At 59.6% G+C, this 15,810-nt stretch carries 12 protein-coding genes; all 12 read right to left on the bottom strand.

All coding sequences use genetic code 11. The features are described 5' to 3' along the window. Position 1: 1 nt before the first annotated feature. The 12 genes from coaBC to VPH41_RS04275 all read right to left on the bottom strand — a co-directional run bounded on the left by coaBC (position 2) and on the right by VPH41_RS04275 (position 15,420). On the bottom strand, positions 2–1,222 hold the full coding sequence (gene coaBC, locus VPH41_RS04220; protein ID WP_328569069.1) for a bifunctional phosphopantothenoylcysteine decarboxylase/phosphopantothenate--cysteine ligase CoaBC: 1,221 nt from the start codon (positions 1,220–1,222) through the stop codon (positions 2–4). Between the two features lie 17 nt (positions 1,223–1,239). Further along, positions 1,240–1,749, bottom strand: a complete 510-nt coding sequence (gene lspA, locus VPH41_RS04225) for a signal peptidase II (RefSeq protein WP_152259155.1) — start codon at positions 1,747–1,749, stop codon at positions 1,240–1,242. A 183-nt stretch (positions 1,750–1,932) separates the two neighbouring features. Beyond that, positions 1,933–4,833, bottom strand: coding sequence for an isoleucine--tRNA ligase (ileS, locus tag VPH41_RS04230; RefSeq protein ID WP_328569070.1), 2,901 nt, complete (start codon positions 4,831–4,833; stop codon positions 1,933–1,935). Between the two features lie 67 nt (positions 4,834–4,900). Continuing rightward, entirely contained in the window at positions 4,901–5,872 is a 972-nt protein-coding gene (locus VPH41_RS04235) for a bifunctional riboflavin kinase/FAD synthetase (protein ID WP_287779188.1), read from the bottom strand. A gap of 212 nt (positions 5,873–6,084) precedes the next feature. Further along, positions 6,085–7,296 carry a tetratricopeptide repeat protein gene (locus VPH41_RS04240; RefSeq protein ID WP_152285026.1) on the bottom strand — a complete coding sequence of 404 codons (1,212 nt, stop codon included), beginning with the start codon at positions 7,294–7,296 and terminating at the stop codon, positions 6,085–6,087. Positions 7,297–7,374: 78 nt separating this feature from the next. Continuing rightward, the gene (locus VPH41_RS04245; RefSeq protein WP_177886013.1) at positions 7,375–7,806 is read right to left on the bottom strand and encodes an ExbD/TolR family protein; all 432 of its coding nucleotides are present in this window, start codon (positions 7,804–7,806) and stop codon (positions 7,375–7,377) included. Between the two features lie 105 nt (positions 7,807–7,911). After that, positions 7,912–8,340 (bottom strand): ExbD/TolR family protein, encoded by a 429-nt coding sequence (locus VPH41_RS04250; RefSeq protein WP_152285027.1) that lies wholly within the window; start codon positions 8,338–8,340, stop codon positions 7,912–7,914. 5 nt (positions 8,341–8,345) lie between these two features. Then, positions 8,346–9,275: a MotA/TolQ/ExbB proton channel family protein gene (locus tag VPH41_RS04255; protein WP_226941586.1), complete on the bottom strand. Its 930-nt coding sequence runs from the start codon at positions 9,273–9,275 to the stop codon at positions 8,346–8,348. An 86-nt stretch (positions 9,276–9,361) separates the two neighbouring features. Next, on the bottom strand, positions 9,362–10,018 hold the full coding sequence (locus VPH41_RS04260) for an energy transducer TonB (RefSeq protein ID WP_034785244.1): 657 nt from the start codon (positions 10,016–10,018) through the stop codon (positions 9,362–9,364). Between the two features lie 539 nt (positions 10,019–10,557). Beyond that, on the bottom strand, positions 10,558–12,159 hold the full coding sequence (locus VPH41_RS04265) for a SpoVR family protein (protein ID WP_328569614.1): 1,602 nt from the start codon (positions 12,157–12,159) through the stop codon (positions 10,558–10,560). After that, positions 12,159–13,427, bottom strand: coding sequence for a YeaH/YhbH family protein (locus tag VPH41_RS04270; RefSeq protein WP_152259151.1), 1,269 nt, complete (start codon positions 13,425–13,427; stop codon positions 12,159–12,161). Before VPH41_RS04270 ends, VPH41_RS04265 begins: the two co-directional genes overlap by 1 nt. A gap of 70 nt (positions 13,428–13,497) precedes the next feature. Then, on the bottom strand, positions 13,498–15,420 hold the full coding sequence (locus tag VPH41_RS04275; RefSeq protein WP_034785249.1) for a PrkA family serine protein kinase: 1,923 nt from the start codon (positions 15,418–15,420) through the stop codon (positions 13,498–13,500). Positions 15,421–15,810: the final 390 nt, after the last annotated feature.

Consider the following 15,810-nt stretch of genomic DNA (forward strand, 5'->3'; position numbering starts at 1 on the left):
GTTATTTGAGCAGAGAGTTCCTGGCGAGCCGCTTCGAGATTTCCGAAATCAGCTGGCGCGCCAGGTTCAGTTTCGAGGCGCGCGGCAGCACGGTATGGCCCTCTTCGTCGAACAGGATGATGGTGTTGTCGTCCTGGCCAAACGTGTTTTGGCCGATATTGCCGACCAGCAGGGGAATGCCTTTTTTCTCGCGCTTGGTCGAGCCGAATTCCACCAGGTTTTCCGATTCGGCGGCAAAGCCCACGCAGTACGGATAGCCGGCCAGGTTGGTGCGGGCCGCCACGGTGGCCAGGATGTCGGGATTTTGCACGAACTGCAGTTCGGGCACGGAGCCGTCAGCCTGCTTTTTCATTTTCTGTTCGCTGGCGTTGGCCACGCGCCAGTCGGCCACGGCGGCGACGGCGACGAAGACATGCTGGCCGTCCACGTGGGCCAGCACCGCATCATGCATCTGCTGCGCGCTTTGCACATCGATGCGGCGCACGCCGAACGGCGCGTCCAGCGCAGTGGGGCCGGAAATGAGCAGCACCTCGGCGCCCGCTTCGCGCGCCGCGCGCGCCACCGCATAGCCCATCTTGCCCGAGGACAGATTGGTGATGCCGCGCACGGGGTCGATGGCTTCGAAAGTGGGACCGGCCGTGACCAGCACGCGCTTGCCCGCCAGGACTTTCGGCTGGAAGGCGGCGATCAGCTCCGTCAGCAGCTGTTCCGGTTCCAGCATGCGGCCCAGGCCAACTTCGCCGCACGCCTGTTCGCCGGCAGCCGGGCCAAACAGCTTGATGCCGTCGTCGCGCAGCTGCTGCACATTGCGCTGCGTGGCGGGGTTCTGCCACATTTCCACGTTCATGGCGGGCGCCACCAGCAAAGGCAGGTGGGAGGGGCGGGCCAGGCACAGGGTCGACAGCAGGTCGTCGCACACGCCGTGCGCCAGCTTGCGCAGGAAGTCGGCCGAACACGGCGCGATCAAGATCGCGTCCGCATGGCGCGTCAAATCGATATGCGCCATGTTGTTGGCTATGCGCGCATCCCACTGGCTCGTGTGCACGGGGTGGCCGGACAGGGCCTGCATCGTCACGGCCGTGATGAAGTGGCTGGCCGCATCCGTCATCACCACCTGCACCGAGGCGCCGGCCTTTGTCAGCGCGCGGCACAGTTCCGCCGCCTTGTAGCAGGCGACGCCGCCCGAAAGTCCCAGGACGATTTTTTTGCCGGACAATTCCATGCCGTTCTCCCGCTTGTTTATTTGTTTACCCGGCGCAGTTCATCGATGATGAACAGGGCCGCGCCGATGCAGATGGCGCTGTCGGCGATATTGAAAGCGGGGAAATGGCCCCAGCTTTTCCAGTGAAAGTCGAGGAAATCGACCACGTGGCCGTAGATCAGGCGGTCGATGGCGTTGCCCAGCGCGCCGCCCAGGATCAGCGACAGGGCCCAGCAGAACATGCGCTGGCCCGCGTGCTTTTTCAGCAGATAGATGATGTAGATGGCCGCGCCCAGGGCGATGGCGGTGAAGAAATAGCGCTGCCAGCCACCCTGGTCGGACAGGAAGCTGAACGCGGCGCCCTTGTTATACGCGAGCACCAGGTTGAAATACGAGGTGATGACCATCTCCTGCGCATAGCGGAAGGTTTTCAGGATGGTGATCTTGGTGATCTGGTCGAACAGGATGACGATGGCGGCAATGCCCAGCCAGGGCACCAGCGACGCTGAGGACGACGATTTCGATGAAAAACGGTTTTTGGTGGCCATATTTTTCCAGGGAAGATAATGCCGCCGCCTGGCAGCAGGCGGCGGTGGGACTGATAGCATACAACGGCGGGCTAAATCGTAGCGTGCGGCAGTGGTTTGTGGCCGGGAAGCGCAGCCGTACCGCAGTACGGTGCGCATCGCGGGCCGCAAACCGCGGCGCGCAGCAGATCCTGACGCCGCTGTCTAGGCGAAGCGGCGAACCTCGCCCTTGCCAAACAGGTTGCTGACGCAGCGGCCGCACAGGGTGGCATGCGCGGCGTCCGTGCCCACGTCGCTGCGGTAGTGCCAGCAGCGCTCGCACTTCGGCGCTGTCGACGCGGCCACGACCACCTCTTCGGCCGCTTCGTCGGCCACTTCGGCCACCGTTGCCTGCGAGGTGATGAAGACGAATTTCAAGTCGTCGCCCAGGGTCGTCAACAGCTTGTACTTCATCGGCGCGGCCTTGATCGTCAGCTCCGCCTGCAGCGAGGAGCCGATGGCGCCCGAGGTGCGCAAGTCTTCCAGCTGCTTCGTCACGTCCGTGCGCACGGCGCGCAGGGCCGTGTATTTCTCCAGCAGGCCGGCCGCGTCCGGGACTTCCGGCAGCTGCCACCAGGTTTGCGTGAAGATGGTTTCATCGCTGGCGGCATACGCTTCCGGTCCGGCGAAGACGGCCCATGCTTCTTCGGCCGTGAACGACAGGGCCGGGGCCATCAGGCGCAGCAGGCTTTGCGTGATGTGCCACAGGGCCGTCTGCGCCGAGCGGCGCGCGTGCGACGTCAGGCCGGAGGTGTACAGGCGGTCCTTCAGGATGTCCAAGTAGAAGCCGCCCAGGTCTTCCGAGCAGTACGTCTGCAGCTTCGACACCACCGGGTGGAATTCGTAGCGCGCGTAGTTGTTCTCGATCTGCTGCTGCAGCGACGCCATGTTGGCCAGCGCATAGCGGTCGATTTCGAACAGTTCGGCCACCGGCACGGCGTCCGTGGCCGGATTGAAGTCCGAGGTGTTCGCCAGCAGGAAGCGCAGGGTGTTGCGGATGCGGCGGTACGATTCCGTCACGCGCTTGAGGATCTCGTCGGAGATCGACAGCTCGCCCGTGTAGTCGGTCGAGGCGATCCACAGGCGCAGGATGTCCGCGCCCAGGGTGTCCGAGATCTTTTGCGGCGCCAGCGTGTTGCCCAGCGACTTGGACATCTTCTTGCCTTCGCCATCGACCGTGAAGCCGTGCGTCAGCAGGGCTTTATATGGCGGACGGCCGTTCAGCATCGACGACACCAGCAGCGACGAGTGGAACCAGCCGCGATGCTGGTCCGAGCCTTCCAGGTACAGGTCGGCTGGGAATTGCAGCTGCGTCGAGTGCGAGCCGTGCGCCTGCGGGCCGCCCAGCACCGTCTGGTGCGTGGCGCCGGAATCGAACCACACGTCCAGGGTGTCCTTGTTCTTCGCGTAGATGGCCGCTTCGTCGCCGATCAGGTCTTTCAAGTCCAGCGCCTGCCAGGCCTCGATGCCGTCCTTCTCGATCAGTTTGGCCACTTGCTCCAGCAATTCCGGCGTGCGCGGATGCAGGTCGCCCGTTTCCTTGTGCACGATGAAGGCCATCGGCACGCCCCACTGGCGCTGGCGCGACAGGGTCCAGTCGGGACGGTTGGCGATCATGCCGTGCAGGCGTGCCTGGCCCCAGTCCGGGAAGAACTCGGTGTCGGCGATGCCTTGCAGTGCCGTCTCGCGCAGGGTCGCGCCGCCGTCCTTCGGCGTCACGTCCATGCCGGCGAACCACTGCGAGGTGGCGCGGTAGATGATCGGCGTCTTATGGCGCCAGCAATGCATGTAGCTGTGGTCGAACATCTTGACTTCGAACAGCGCGCCCGCTTCGCGCAGGGCGGTGCAGATCGGCTTCGACGCTTCCCAGATGGTCATGCCGCCGAACAGCGGCAGGGTGGAGGCGAACTTGCCGTCGCCCATGACGGGCTTGATGATGTCGTCGTCCTTCATGCCGTGCGCCTTGCACGAGATGAAGTCGTCCAGGCCGTAGGCGGGCGCCGAGTGCACCACGCCCGTGCCGCTTTCCGTGGTCACGTATTCGGCCAGGTACAGGGGCGACAGGCGGTCGTAGAACGCATCGCTGGCATGCAGCGGGTGGCGGAAGCTGATGCCGGCCAGGGCTGCGCCGTCGCAGGTGGCGATGGTCGTGCCGTCCAGCTTGAAGCGCGCCAGGCTGGCCACGACCAGGTCCTGCGCCAGGATCAGCAGCAGCGGCTGGCCATCGCGCTCGGCTTTCACCAGCGCGTACTTGACTTCCGGGTGCACGTTCAGCGCCTGGTTCGACGGGATGGTCCACGGCGTGGTGGTCCAGATGACGATGAAGCCGTTATCGGTCGGCAGCGATGGCAGGCCGAAGGCAGCCGCCAGTTTTTCCGGCTCGGCGAACTTGAAGCCGACGTCGATGGCAGGATCGCGTTTTTCCGCGTATTCCACTTCCGCCTCGGCCAGCGCCGACTGGCAGTCGAAGCACCAGTTGACGGGTTTCAGGCCGCGGTAGACGTAGCCTTTTTCCAGCAGCTTGCCCAGCGCGCGCAGTTCGTCCGCTTCGTTGCCGTGCGCCATCGTCAGGTACGGGTTGTCCCACTCGCCCAGCACGCCCAGGCGGATGAAGTCCTTCTTCTGGCGCTCGACCTGCACGTTGGCGTAGGCGCGGGCCTTTTCCAGCACTTCGGCCGTCGGCAGGTTCTTGCCGTGCAGTTTTTCGATCTGGATCTCGATCGGCATGCCGTGGCAATCCCAGCCCGGCACGTAGGGCGCATCGAAGCCGGACAGCGAGCGCGACTTGACGACCATGTCCTTCAGGATCTTGTTGACGGCGTGGCCCAGGTGGATGTCGCCATTCGCGTACGGCGGGCCGTCATGCAGGATGAATTTCGGACGGCCGGCAGCTGCCTTGCGCACGCGCTCGTAGATTTTCTTGTCTTGCCATTGCTGTACCCATTGCGGCTCGCGCTTGGCCATGTCGCCGCGCATGGGGAACGGGGTTTCCGTCATGTTGACCGGATATTTGCTTTCAGGCTTCTTGTTCTGCTTGGGCGTGGCTGGCTTGTTTTGATCGGACATAATCTTCTTTAATGATATTGAATGGTTTGCGGCGGCAGGAGCCGCCAGGCGGCGGAGTTGGCCGGCGTCAAATTCGGTCGGTGGCCGTAATGGCACCGCTGCGCTGTTCGAAATAAGCGCGCGCCTGGTTCGAGTCGCGCTCGATGGCGGCCGTCAGGGTGGGCAGGTCGTCGTACTTTTCTTCGTCGCGCAGCTTTTCCAGAAACTCCACGCGCACCAGCTTGCCGTAGCAGGACTGGGCGAAATCAAACAGATGCACTTCCAGCAAGACGCGGCCGCTGTCGTCGACCGTGGGGCGCACGCCCAGGCTGGCCACGGCGGGCAGCGGCTGCGGCGCCAGGCCGTGCACCTGCACGATGAAGACGCCGGACAGGGCGGGGCGGTGCGCCACGCGCAGGTTCAAGGTGGGGAAACCCAGGGTGCGGCCCAGCTTCTGACCGTGGATCACATGGCCGGAAATGGCGTACGGGTGGCCCAGCAACTGCGTCGCCAGGGGGAAATCGCCGGCAGCCAGGGCCAGGCGCACGGCGGAAGACGAGATGCGCGTGCTGCCATTCATCACCGTCGGCAAGGTTTCCACGTGGAAACCATACTTTCGGCCCGCTTCCTGCAGCATGGCCACGTCGCCGGCACGCCGGGCGCCATAGCAGAAATCGTCGCCCACCATCAGCCACTTCACGTGCAAGCCGTCGACGAGGACTTTTTCCGTGAATTCCTGCGGCGTCAAGGCGGCGAACTGGGCGCTGAAGTGCTCGACGACGACGCGGTCGATGCCGGCGTCGTCCAGCGATTGCAGCTTGTCGCGCAGGTTGGCGATGCGTTGCGGCGCCTTCGACAGGTCGCCCGCGCGCTGCGCGAAGAATTCGCGCGGATGCGGTTCGAACGTCATCACGGCCGCTTCAATGCCGAGTTCGGTCGCCGCGCCGCGCACGCGCGCCAGCAAGGCTTGATGGCCGATGTGGACACCGTCAAAATTGCCGATGGTCAGAGCGCAAGGCGCTCGTGCCTGGGCATTGGGAAGTCCGCGGAATACCTTCATAGGAATCTGATGAAAAACTGTGCCAAAAGGGGGATTATACGGACTGTTTCAGGGATGCACACCCGGCAGGGCGGGCGCAGGGCGAATTTCACTGCTGAAATAACAAAAAGCGTTGCCAGCGGGTGAGCTGGCAACGCTTCAGTGCTGATTCAATGCACTCTCAACGTCGAACCCGGGTGCGGCAAGCAGCCGCCGCCTGGGTCCGATGTCGATTACTTGTTCATCAAGGTCCAGTAACGGGCCAGGTCAGCCGCGCCATCCGTACCCTTGACGGCCTTGAATGCCGTCGTGGCATTGGCTTTCTTGCCAGCGTGAATGTAAGCGATGCCCAGGTGCAGCTTGGCTTCTTCCGGATACTTGGCAGTGCCCAGTTTCACGGCATCGTTCATCAAGCCCAGGCCCTTGTCGGCCTGGCCGTCGTAGACCAAAGCAAAGCCCAGCTTGCTCAAGCTGTCGGCGTCCTTGTTCTTCACGTATTCCGCTTCCGACTTGGCAGCGCTGGCTTTCAGGTCAGCCTGGGTTTTCAGGGCCAGGTCTTTCAGGCGCTGGTGACGCGGCGCATCGGCGCCCGTGCCCAGCACGCCTTTTTTGTAGCCCTGGTCGATGATGCTCAGCGCTTCACCCGGATTGCCTGCTTGCAAGGCCAGCTGGCTGATTTCCATGTATTCGGACGGCTTGGTGAACAGGCCATTGGCCAGGCGCAGGCGCTGTACGTCCAGGCCCAGGCGTTGCGAGAAGCCAGGCTTGCCCGAAACGCGGTTCAGCAGGTCGGCCCAGTAGCTGGTCTTTGGATAGCTGCCAGCCAGTTTTTCCAGGGTGGCCACGTAGCCGGCCTTGTCGTTCTGCTTCAACTGGATGTTGGCCAGCATTTGCAGGCTCGCTTCCGAGTTGCCGCCGCGTGCTTGCAGTTCTTTCGCTGCCGCCGCGTAGTTGCCGCTCGAATAGTAGGCCTGGATCAGGTAGTCGCGCGTTTGCTGATCGTCCTTGTCTTTCAGAGAGCGGTTGAACCAGGTGATGGCGTTCGGCCAGTCCTTGGCGCGGTAGTACATGCCGGCCAGGCCTTGCGTGAATTTGGGGGATTCGGCGGCGCTCAGGCGGCCCGAATTGATGACGGCTTCAAAGGCCTTGATGGCGGCACCGGTATCGCCGGCGCCAGCAGCGGCCGAAGCGCGTACGCGTTCGATCTGGTAGCTTTCAAAGGCAGTCTTGCCGCCGACGCTGTCAGCTTCGCGCAGCTTGGCCAGCGCTTCCTTGTTTTTGCCGCTGCTAGCGAGTTTCTGCGCTTCTTGCAGTGGCTTGCCCACTTCGGCACGCACGGTGTCCGCGGCGTATGCCAGCGAGCCCAGGCCGATTACGGGAGTTGCTGCGGTAAAACCGATAGCGGCCATGACGAGGCCGAGATGAGCGAGACGAAACTTGGACATAAGAAAGTCTTTCAGTAAAAAGCGAATAGGCAGGAAGTCCTGCCTATTCGGATGTAAAGAGAACCTGATTGCTGCAGCTTACTGGAATTGTTCGTTGCCGACCAGACCGATTTTGGTCACGCCCAGACGCTGCGCCGACGCCATCACACCGGCGACGACTTTGTATTCCACCAGCTTGTTCGGACGCAGATGCACTTCCGGCTGGTCTGCTTGCGCAGCAACGTTGCTCAGCTTGGCTTCCAGCGAAGCGCGGTCAGGAATGACCTGATTGTCCCACAGGATCGTACCGTCAAAATCGACATCGATGGTGACGACCACTGGTTCGGTTGTCGGTGGCGGCGGGGTGCCGACCGGCATGTTCAAGTTCACCGAGTGGTTTTGCTTAGGAATCGTGATGATCAACATGATAATCAGCACCAGCATCACGTCGATGAGGGGCGTCATGTTCAGTTCCATCATTGGTTCCGGATCCGCGCCTGCTGCGCTTCCCGAACCGACATTCATACTCATAGTGTTTCCTTTAAGAAGTCCAACGAAGCACCGGGCGAAACTACCGCCCGGTCAGCTTCCGGCAGTGACATCCCCATGTTGCCGGGACGTCGCTGCCAGTTGCTATCAGCCCTTGTCAGGTGGTTCGGTGATGAAGCCGACCTTCTGGATCCCGGCACGTTGGGTCGTGTAAATAACCCGGCCGATCGATTCGTAGCGTGTTTCTTGGTCGCCACGAACGTGTACTTCCGGCTGCGGTACTTTCACTGCTTCAACTTTAAGATAATCGAACAGTTCGTTCGTGTCTTTCAGTTTGGTCTGGCCCAGGTAGATCTCGCCGTCCTTGTTAACAACGATGTTAACGTTCTCTGGTTTGGTTTGCAGGGCTTGATTGGCCTCAATCGGCAGATCGATTTTCTGCAGCTTGAGGACAACCGGACTCGTGATCAAGAAAATGATCAGCAAAACCAACATGATGTCGACGAGCGGCGTCGTGTTGATTTCTGACATTACTTGATCTTCATCTCCGCTGTCGGAGCCGACGGACATCGACATGATTCTTATCCGATCTTTTTAGCGCCGGCAGCACGGCCAGCTTCGCTGGTCGACATTACGCCGGAAACCAGAACCGAGTGAACGTCGGCGCTGAACGAGCGGATGTCTTCCATTGCGGATTTGTTACGACGAACCAGCCAGTTGTAACCCAGAACGGCAGGAACGGCGACCAGCAGACCGAAAGCGGTCATGATCAGTGCTTCACCAACTGGACCTGCAACTTTGTCGATCGATGCGTTACCGGTCATGCCGATAGCGGTCAGCGCGCCGTAAATACCCCAAACGGTACCGAACAGACCGATAAACGGTGCGGTCGAACCAACGGTTGCCAGGAACGACAGGCCATCTTGCAGACGCGATTGGACTTTGTCCGAAGCGCGCTGGATCGACATCGTCACCCAGGTCGACAGGTCGATCTGTTCCAGCAGGGCGCCGTCATGGTGAGCCGTTGCTTTGGTGCCCGATTCAGCGATGAAGCGGAATGGCGAGCCTTCGCTCAGGGTTGCCGAACCAGCAGCGATCGAAGGAGCTTTCCAGAATTTGGAAGCGGCTTCTTTGGCTTGCTTGAAGATCTTCATTTGATCCAGCAGTTTCGTGATGATGATGTACCAGCTGCCGATCGACATGATGGACAGGATGATCAGGGTAGCGCGTGGCACGAAACCGCCGTCCCATACTGCGGACAGGCCGAACGGGTTGTGCACTTCTTCGGTTTTGGCTGGAGCGGCTGCGTCAGCGGCTGGAGCTGCTGCGTCTGCTGCTGGAGCGGCTGCATCTGCGGCAGCTGGTGCTGGTGCAGCGTCTGCCGCAGGAGCCGAAGCGGCAGCCGATGCTGGCGCGTCAGCGAATGCCGGTGCTGCTACCAGAGCGGTAGTAGCGGTGACGGACAACAGAACCGCGGCAAAAAATGCGGACAAACGGGTATTCTTAAACATGCTTCCTCCAAAATTAAAAATAACAGATCGCTGAACGTAATGACAACGAAATCATGGTGTGAGACAGGGGATAACTGTCTCGGGTTTTAATCCAGCGACCAAACGTATTGCATTTGCTGCCAGCCTTGTTCCGGCTTGCCGTCTACTGTTGCCGGCTTAAATGTACAGCGGCTGATACCTTGCACCGCAGCTTTGTCCAGGTCTCTGAAGCCGCTGGACTTCACGATCTTCGAATCAGCGACCTTGCCGTCTACACCGATCAGGAACGACAGTGTCACCACACCGGTTTCCTCATTGCGCTGCGACGACTTTGGATAAGCCGGTTTTTCGCAGACACTGAAGTCAACCACGGCCGGCGTACGCACCGATTTGGCTGGTCCAGGAGTTGGCGCAGGCTGTGCAGGCGGTGCTGGCGGTGCCAATACATTCGTGGCTGGCTTCACAGCAGTCGTATTTGCAATCACGTTCTGTTGTGGTGGCGGCTGCTGCACGTTCACCTCGACTGGCGGAATGAATGGCGGCGGTGGCGCCTTCATTTCTGGCGGCGGTGGTGGCGGTGGAAGATCCTTCGGTGGAGGCGGTTTGACTTCCTCGATAATCTTGGTTTCAACCGGTTCCATCATTTTGGTAACTAACCGCTTGCCCAAGCCCGTCGCGATCCCGTAAGCCGCGAGAACGTGCAGCAGGACAACGACAGTTATGCCTGTGTAGTTCTTGGGACTTTTCTCGTTCGAAAAATTCATGCCTGCTTTCTCCAAATACCATCTCTTGTCTTGCAACTGAACCCCAAAATGACGACACAAAGCTCCAGCCGTATCCGGGACGTCGCCGAATTATACATACGAATTCTTTATTTTACACAGATTTTTAACGCCTAAAACCGGTTAAATTTTTGGCGCTTTTGCGCCCTGAAAACGTACTTGCTTATGTCATCTTTGCACGCTTTCGGACATAAAAAAAGGCGGTCTTATCTGTTTTTTACAGCCGTTTTGGGCTACTACTGCTAAGTTCTTCCATGTGCCCATATGGCGGAATTATATTTCGTGATATTCAATATGGAAACTGCTAAATTTGGAGGAAAATCTTTCTTTTTGGAAATGTTTTGCCTCGGAACCAGACCACTTAGCCTTGCACACGCACCAAACGGGTGCGAAAGGAACTTCATCCAGGTCAAAAAAGACGGCCCCGGCGGCCGTTTTGACGCCGCCAGGCCATATTGAATTCCTATGTAGGCATAGGATGCGCTTATATTCTTGCTAAAATTCTTGCCAAGAAGATCATGTTATGGCCGTGCCGGCGGATCGTCGCGCCGGTTGCGCTTCTCGCGCCGGCAATTCAAGGTGCCCAGGACCACGCCCTCGGGATCGACCGTATCGAGGTGCACATCGAAGCCCCATAGCCTTGCCACGTGTTTGATCACTTCCGCCGCCTGCTGGTTCAATGGACGGCGCTGGAATTGGGTATGGCGCAAGGTCAGTGCGCGGTCGTCGCGCGTATTGACGGACCAGACCTGGATGTTGGGCTCGCGGTTGCCCAGGTTGTACTGCTCGGCCAGCTGCTGGCGCACGTAGCGGTAGCCGGCATCGTCGTGGATGGCGGAAATGGCCAGTTTCTCATTCTTGTCGTCGTCGAGCACGGCAAAGAAATGGAATTCGCGGATCAGCTGGGGCGACAGGTACTGGGCGATGAAGCTTTCATCCTTGAAATTGCGCATGGCAAAGTCCAGGCTCTTGCGCCAGTCGGTGCCGGCCATGTCGGGGAACCAGGCGCGGTCTTCGTCGGTCGGGTGCTCGCAGATGCGGCGGATGTCGCTCATCATGGCAAAACCGAGCGCATACGGGTTGATACCGCTGTAATGGGGACTGTCGATGGGCGGCTGGTAGACCACGTTGGTATGGCTTTTCAGAAACTCCATCATGAAGCCGTCACCCACCACGCCTTCGTCATACAGCTGGTTGAGTATCGTGTAGTGCCAGAACGTGGCCCAGCCTTCGTTCATCACCTGGGTTTGCCGCTGCGGATAGAAGTACTGGGATATCTTGCGCACGATGCGCACCATCTCGCGCTGCCAGGGTTCCAGCAACGGCGCATACTTTTCAATGAAGTACAGCAGGTTTTCCTCGGGTTCGGGCGGAAAGCGGGGCGCCGCCTTGCGCTGTTCGCCGTCGTCCTCGTCCTCGTCGCGCCGGGGCAGGGTGCGCCACAGCTGGTTGATCTGCGACTGCACGTATTCTTCGCGCTCCTTCTGGCGCGCATATTCCTTGGCCATCGACAGTTTCGCGGGGCGCTTGTAGCGGTCCACGCCATAGTTCTGGATGGCGTGGCAGGAATCGAGCAGCAATTCCACGGCGTCGACGCCATGGCGCTGTTCGCATTCGCTGATGTAATTCTTGGCAAACACCATATAGTCGATGATGGCGTCCGCATCCGTCCAGGCGCGGAACAGATAGTTGCCCTTGAAGAAGGAGTTGTGGCCGTACGCCGCATGCGCGATCACCAGCGACTGCATGGTCAGGCTGTTTTCCTCCATTAAATAGGCGATGCACGGGTTCGAGTTGATGACGATCTCGTAGGCCAGGCCCATCTGCCCCCGCTTGTAGCTTTTCTCGGTCGACAGGAAATGCTTGCCGAACGACCAATGGTTGTACGAGACGGGCATGCCGACCGAGGTGTAGGCATCCATCATCTGCTCGGCCGTGATGATTTCCAGCTGGTTCGGATAGGTGTCGAGGCCGAACTGTTTCGCCACCCGGCGGATTTCCTCGTGGATTTGCTCGATCAGTTCGAACGTCCATTCCGACTGCTCGGGCAGGGCGTTCGGATGGCGCAGGCGCACGAACGGTTCGCCCGGGGTGTTGCTGGCGCGGTCAAAGGCTGCACTCATCATTTCACCTGTTTCTTGAACAGTTCGCGGAAGACCGGGTAGATATCGGCCGGCGTGACGATCTTTTGCATGGCGAAATGGGCGTGGTGGTCGAGCACGCCCGCGTACTGCTCCCACAGGTTTTGCTGCGGGCCGTCCGTGATCTCGACATAGGTGTAGTACTGCACCTTGGGCATGATGGTGTTGATCAGCAACTGGCGGCACAGCACGGAGTCGTTGTCCCAGTTGTCGCCGTCGGACGCCTGCGCCACATAGCTGTTCCACTGCCCGGCGCCATAGCGTTCGTCGATGATGGTATTGAGCAAGTGCAAGGCGGAAGACACGACGGTGCCGCCCGACTCGCGCGAATTGAAGAATTCATGCTCGCTCACTTCCGCCGCGGCCGTATGGTGGCGGATGAAGACCACCTCGATCTTGTCGTAGGCGCGCTTGAGGAACAGATACAGCAGGATGAAGAAGCGCTTGGCCGTATCCTTGCGCGACTCGTCCATGGAACCGGACACGTCCATGATGCAGAACATCACGGCTTGCGTCATGGGCTTGGGCACCTTGATGCGGTTGCTGTAGCGTAAGTCGAACGGGTCGATGAAGGGGATGGCCAGCAGGCGCGTGTGCAGGTGGTGGATCAAACGGCGCAATTCCACCACGAGGGGATCGCTGTCGGGCACGCCTTCGTGCAGCAGTTCGGCCAGCTCTTCCTCGGCGCGCGCCAGTTGCTTGCGGGCGCCGCCGCCGACGGCGATGCGTCGGCCCAGCGCGCCGCGCAGGGAACGCAGCACATGGATGTTCGATGGCGTGCCCGACATATTGTAGCCGGCGCGCTGGTTCTTGAACTCCGTCGTGGCCGTCAGCTGGGTTTTCACCATGTGCGGCAACTCCAGGTCCTCGAAGAAATAATTCATGAATTCTTCGCGCGACAATTCGAAGATGAAGTCGTCTTCCGTCGTCTCGTCGCTATTGCCCGCCTTGCCCCGTCCGCCGCCACCGCCACCTTTCGGGCGGGCGATCTGGTCGCCTTTCAGGTATTCCTTGTTGCCGGGATTGACCACTTCCCATACGCCGCCATGCGCGTGGCCGAACGCGGGTTCGCCCACGTCCTTGACGGGGATGCTGACCTTCTCGCCATTCTCGACGTCCGTGATCGAGCGCCCCTTGATGGCGCGCCCCACGGCATCCTTGATCTGGCCCTTGTAACGCCGCAGGAAACGCTCGCGGTTGACGGCGGATTTGTTCTTGCTTTGCAAGCGCCTGTCGATGAGGTATGTCAAAGGGTGCCTCCTTGCTTCTCGTCTTGCGCGCCCCGCCCGTCGCCGGACGGGAGCGCGCCCGCTGTCCGCGCTAGGATGACTTGCGTACGCGCAAGTACCATTCGCATAACAGGCGTACCTGCTTGGCCGTGTAGCCTTTTTCCACCATGCGGGCCACGAAGTCGGCGTGCTTGTTGGCATCGTCGGCGCTGGCCTTGGCATTGAAGGAAATCACGGGCAGCAATTCCTCCGTATTCGAAAACATTTTCTTCTCGATCACGGTGCGGAACTTTTCATAACTGGTCCAGGCGGGATTCTTGCCGCCGTTCGACGCCCGCGCGCGCAGCCCGAAATTCACGATTTCATTGCGGAAGTCTTTCGGATTGGAAATGCCCGCCGGCTTCTCGATCTTCTCGAGTTCATTGTTCAGCGATTCGCGGTCGAAGCTTTCGCCCGTGTCCGGATCGCGGTATTCCTGGTCCTGTATCCAGAAATCGGCAAACGTCACGTAGCGGTCGAAGATGTTCTGGCCGTATTCCGAATAGCTTTCCAGGTAAGCCGTCTGGATCTCCTTGCCGATGAATTCCACATAGCGCTGCGCCAGGTGCTCTTTTATATAGGAGAAGTAGCGCTGCTCGAGTTCCGGCGCGAACTGCTCGCGCTCGACCTGCTGTTCCAGTACATATAATAAGTGCACAGGATTGGCGGCCACTTCGGAATTGTCAAAGTTGAACACTTTCGACAGGATCTTGAAGGCAAAGCGCGTCGACAGCCCGTTCATGCCCTCGTCCACGCCCGCGTAATCGACGTATTCGTGCATGGACTTGGCTTTCGGGTCCGTATCCTTGAGGTTTTCGCCATCGTAGACGAGCATCTTCGAGAAGATGCTGGAGTTTTCCGGGTCTTTCAGGCGCGACAGGATGGCGAACTGCGCCATCATGCGCAGGGTGCCGGGCGCGCACGGGGCCTTGACCAGCGAGGAGTTGGCCACCAGCTTGTCGTAGATCTTGATTTCATCGGACACGCGCAGGCAGTACGGCACCTTGACTATATAGATACGGTCAAGAAACGCCTCGTTGTTGCGGTTGTTCTTGAACGTCTTCCATTCCGACTCGTTCGAGTGGGCCAGGATGATGCCGTCGAACGGAATGGCGCCGAAACCTTCCGTGCCCTTGTAATTGCCTTCCTGCGTGGCCGTCAGCAAGGGGTGCAGCACCTTGATGGGGGCCTTGAACATTTCCACGAATTCCATCAGGCCCTGGTTGGCCAGGCACAGGCCGCCCGAATAGCTGTAGGCGTCCGGGTCGTCCTGCGCATAGTCTTCCAGCTTGCGGATGTCGACCTTGCCCACCAGCGAGGAAATATCCTGGTTGTTTTCATCGCCCGGTTCCGTTTTCGAGATGGCGATCTGTTTCAGCACGGATGGATAGCGCTTGACGACGCGGAACTGGTTGATGTCGCCATTGTATTCATGCAGGCGCTTGACGGCCCACGGGCTGGGGATGTTGCGCAGGTAGCGGCGGGGGATGCCGTAATCCTCTTCCAGGATGGTGCCGTCCTCTTCCTCGTTGAACAGGCCCAGCGGCGATTCGTTGACGGGCGAGCCTTTCAGGCAATAGAAGGGCACGTGTTCCATCAGCGACTTGAGCTTTTCCGCGATCGACGACTTGCCGCCGCCGACAGGCCCCAGCAAATACAGGATCTGCTTGCGTTCTTCCAGGCCTTGCGCCGCGTGGCGGAAGTAGGAGACCACCTGCTCGATGACTTCCTCGGTGCCGTAGAACTCGCGGAAGGCGGGGTAGATCTTGATGATCTTGTTGGCGAAGATGCGCGACAGGCGCGTATCGTTGCGCGTGTCGACCAGCTGCGGCTCGCCGATGGCGGCCAGCATGCGTTCGGGCGCGCTGGCATACGTCAGCTTGTCCTTCTTGCACAGGGCCAAGTACTCGGTGAGCGACATTTCCTCTTCGCGGGTGCGCTCGTAGCGTGCTGCATAGTTATCAAAAATGGTCATGTCAATGTCCTTTAATGTAAACCTGAACTGCCAGTCACCATGGCCGCCCGCCTGCCACTCGCCTGGGCTTGCCGTCTGAACTTTTCCTGTACCCCGTATCGATTTTTATTGTTGTTTCAAGCCCGGCTGTCTTTGCGAGTCCGGATTGCCCGGACCAAAAAACTGGCGCTTGATGCCGTGTGCTGACGTGGCCAGCCGGCTTTTTTTCACTGTTGATAGCGCTTGTTGCACCTACTTTTACCCCATGAAATTTATTATTGCTCTAAAGGATCAGGAAGTCAAAAGATATGTCAGCATATCCTTAATACTTGTTTGTAAATTGTTGATTTAATTGGATAAAACATCAAATTTTCCAGCGATTTCAATGAACCTTTTTGTGCCTTTTTAACC

The sequence above is a fragment of the Janthinobacterium sp. P210006 genome (assembly GCF_036231885.1).
GTDB lineage: Bacteria > Pseudomonadota > Gammaproteobacteria > Burkholderiales > Burkholderiaceae_D > Janthinobacterium > Janthinobacterium violaceinigrum.

Excerpts from the sequence above, each read along its gene's own strand:
- VPH41_RS04255 (WP_226941586.1), bottom strand. The coding sequence starts at position 9,275 with ATGTTTAAGAATACCCGTTTGTCCGCATTTTTTGCCGCGGTTCTGTTG.
- VPH41_RS04265 (WP_328569614.1), bottom strand. The coding sequence starts at position 12,159 with ATGAGTGCAGCCTTTGACCGCGCCAGCAACACCCCGGGCGAACCGTTC.
- VPH41_RS04240 (WP_152285026.1), bottom strand. The coding sequence starts at position 7,296 with ATGTCCAAGTTTCGTCTCGCTCATCTCGGCCTCGTCATGGCCGCTATC.
- ileS (WP_328569070.1), bottom strand. The coding sequence starts at position 4,833 with ATGTCCGATCAAAACAAGCCAGCCACGCCCAAGCAGAACAAGAAGCCT.
- VPH41_RS04275 (WP_034785249.1), bottom strand. The coding sequence starts at position 15,420 with ATGACCATTTTTGATAACTATGCAGCACGCTACGAGCGCACCCGCGAA.
- VPH41_RS04245 (WP_177886013.1), bottom strand. The coding sequence starts at position 7,806 with ATGAGTATGAATGTCGGTTCGGGAAGCGCAGCAGGCGCGGATCCGGAA.
- VPH41_RS04235 (WP_287779188.1), bottom strand. The coding sequence starts at position 5,872 with ATGAAGGTATTCCGCGGACTTCCCAATGCCCAGGCACGAGCGCCTTGC.
- coaBC (WP_328569069.1), bottom strand. The coding sequence starts at position 1,222 with ATGGAATTGTCCGGCAAAAAAATCGTCCTGGGACTTTCGGGCGGCGTC.
- VPH41_RS04250 (WP_152285027.1), bottom strand. The coding sequence starts at position 8,340 with ATGTCGATGTCCGTCGGCTCCGACAGCGGAGATGAAGATCAAGTAATG.
- VPH41_RS04260 (WP_034785244.1), bottom strand. The coding sequence starts at position 10,018 with ATGAATTTTTCGAACGAGAAAAGTCCCAAGAACTACACAGGCATAACT.
- lspA (WP_152259155.1), bottom strand. The coding sequence starts at position 1,749 with ATGGCCACCAAAAACCGTTTTTCATCGAAATCGTCGTCCTCAGCGTCG.